Genomic DNA, 2040 nt, shown 5'->3' with positions numbered 1-2040 from the left:
CCCCCCCCCCCCCCCCCCCCCCCCCCCCCCCCCCCCCCCCCCCCCCCCCCCCCCCCCCCCCCCCCCCCCCCCCCCCCCACCACCCCCCCCCCCCCCCCCCCCCCCCCCCCCCCCCCCCCCCCCCCCCGGTCTGTTTTCCGCCGGAAAACGGGCATATCCGCGCTGCCCGCCGCATAGAGTTTGACGATGATATGAATTCTTTGAGGAGGCGGAGACATGACGTCGAGGCAGGCGGGAAAACGGATCAGCGAGCTATCCCGGCGGCGGAAGCCGTCCGGGCCGCGTCCTTCGGTGCAGGGCAAACGGCAGGCGCCGCCGACGCCTGCGGAGAAACGGCGGATGACCCAGCTGGTGATCTGCGCTGCGGTGTTCGTCCTGCTGGTTGGGGTCAAGCTGCTGCTCCCCGGAAAGCTGGACCGGGTACGGGAGTCGGTGTCCGGCGTCATGGACCGGAACATGGACGTGACAGAGGTGTTTTCCGCCGTGGGCCGCGCCATCTCCGGAGAGCGGAGCGTCCAGGATTCCCTGGGGGACGTGTATCAGGCCGTGTTCCATCCGGCGGAGGCAATGGAGACCGCCGCGCCGGCGGACGGCACGGCAGATCCCTCAGCGGCCATGGAATCCCTGCGGGCCTTTGCCGACGGCACCGGCTCCGCCGACGGTTGGCTGCCCGACGATGGAGAGAGCACGTCCGGCGGCGCGGGGGAGGACACCGCCGCCTCCGCCAAGATCCTGAACGTGGGCGGTGAACCGGAGGCCGCATCCCCCGGGGACACCGGGACGGCGGACCAGGGCAGCGGCGGCCCCTCTCAGACGGAGCATCTGGAGCTGTCCTATGTGACCTACTCCGGGGAGAATCTGCCGGACAACGTGAGCATGGAGCAGGCGGTACTGGGGTTTGACTACTGCACGCCGGTATGCGGCACCCTGACCTCCGGCTTCGGCTACCGCATCCATCCCATTGAGGGCGAGGAGGACTTCCACCACGGCGTGGACATCGCGGCGGACACCGGCACGGCCATCCTCTGCTTTGCCGACGGCATGGTGACGGCGGTGGGCGAGAGCAGCAGCTACGGAAAATACTGCATCGTCCGGCACGACAACGGCTTTTCCACGCTGTACGCCCATTGCAGCAAGGTGACGGCATCCTCCGGCGCGTCGGTAAAGGAGGGTCAGAAGATCGCTGAGGTGGGTGAGACCGGCATGGCCACAGGTCCCCACCTCCACTTTGAGCTCCACGAGGAGGGCGTCTACCTGAATCCCATCTACTATGTCACCCTGGTATGACCGGCGGGTCTGGGGTCTGCTGGGCTTCGGTCTGATGACGGCCTGGTTCTGTCTGATGAACGGCCCTCTGGCCACGGTGGTGCTGATGGGGGCGGCGGCGGTCCATGAGCTGGGACATCTGGCGGTCCTGCGGCTGCTGGGCGGCCGGACCGGGTCCTTCACGCTGTCTCCCTTCGGCGCGGTGATACGGACGGCGGGCGTGGGCCTGACCTATCCCCGGGAGCTGCTGGCGGTGCTGGCGGGACCGGCGGTGAACCTGCTGTGCGCGGCCCTGCTGGCGGCGGTGCCGGCCCGTCCGGACTGGGCTGTCACGGCCGCGGGAGCCAGCGCGGCCCTGGGCCTGTTCAATCTGCTGCCGGCGGCGCCGCTGGACGGCTGGCGGATGCTCCAGCTCCTGCTGTGCTGGACAGCAGGGCCGGACCGTGGGACGTGCTGGGCGGCGGCCATCGGCGCGGCGGGCGCCCTTCTTCTGGCGGGCAGTCTGCTGTGGATGATGGCCGCCAGCGGCGGCAATCTGTGGCTCCTGCCGGCAGTCCTGGGGACGGGGATCGGCGGCATCCGCAGCGCCCTGCGGTCGTAGCGGGGTGCGTCCCAAGACATGGATCTGTTAAAAAACAGGCGGGCTTCCAACATGGAAGCCCGCCTCAGCTTGTCGAAAATCCTCTGTTTGAAGGAAAGAAGTTCTTTTTTGCAGGGGGAGTACGAGGGGGCGGGAGCCCCTTCGTATTGAATCGAATGTCTGCAAAAAGCCTG

General features: G+C 68.9%; 2 protein-coding genes. Both read left to right on the top strand.

The annotated features are described in order from the left end of the window. Positions 1 to 216: 216 nt before the first annotated feature. Positions 217 to 1287, top strand: a complete 1071-nt coding sequence (locus ACTNBU_RS12510) for a M23 family metallopeptidase (protein WP_441034424.1) — start codon at positions 217 to 219, stop codon at positions 1285 to 1287. Further along, positions 1271 to 1867: a hypothetical protein gene (locus ACTNBU_RS12505; protein WP_441034422.1), complete on the top strand. Its 597-nt coding sequence runs from the start codon at positions 1271 to 1273 to the stop codon at positions 1865 to 1867. The genes ACTNBU_RS12510 and ACTNBU_RS12505 overlap by 17 nt, the downstream gene beginning before the upstream one ends. Positions 1868 to 2040: the final 173 nt, after the last annotated feature.

Source organism: Dysosmobacter sp. HCP28S3_G4, assembly GCF_052065175.1.
Lineage (GTDB): Bacteria > Bacillota > Clostridia > Oscillospirales > Oscillospiraceae > Oscillibacter.
The sequence above is the reverse complement of the archived record's forward strand: the minus strand, read 5'-3'. Positions and strand labels throughout refer to the sequence as shown.